Source organism: Bradyrhizobium campsiandrae, from assembly GCF_014529705.1.
In the GTDB taxonomy this organism is placed as follows: domain Bacteria; phylum Pseudomonadota; class Alphaproteobacteria; order Rhizobiales; family Xanthobacteraceae; genus Bradyrhizobium; species Bradyrhizobium campsiandrae.
In genome coordinates this window covers 1-456 of sequence record NZ_JAANIH010000207.1, presented here as the reverse complement: position 1 = coordinate 456, position 456 = coordinate 1, and the positions used below count along the sequence as shown (strand labels likewise).

Here is a 456-nt window from a genome sequence, read left to right as displayed (position 1 = left end):
TGACATGCCAGCTGCTAGCGGCGCATAGGCGTTGATTCGATTAACGAGCTGACGGCCCACCTGCCCGACGAGCACCATCCGGACAACCTCCATGACCTCCGGAGATGTCACCCGCAAACCATTACGGAACTCCACTGGGGTAGCAGATTCAGCAAGCATGGCATTGATCTGAGGGCCACCACCGTGGACGACAATAGGGCGAATCCCCACAGAGGCCATAACCACAATGTCGTCGGCGAAGGCCTGCTGCAGACCGGGATCAACCATCGCGTTGCCGCCATATTTCACGACGACAGTGCGGCCCTGAAACCGCCTGATCCAAGGCAGCGCTTCTACCAGGACCTCAGATTTCCGCTGAGCCGAGAACTGGAAGTCGTTGAGGGGGATGTCAAGAGCAAGGGTCATGATGTATACGCGCTATTCTCTTCGACGTATTGGTGGGTCAGATCATTAGTC

The 456-nt window shown here is 56.8% G+C and carries 1 protein-coding gene; it reads right to left on the bottom strand.

Annotated features, from left to right (window positions below; genetic code table 11):
- The coding region (gene argB / locus G8O24_RS47140) for an acetylglutamate kinase (RefSeq protein WP_188108435.1) at positions 1 to 405 on the bottom strand (405 nt) is incomplete at its 3' end.
- Between the last annotated feature and the right edge of the window lie 51 nt (positions 406 to 456).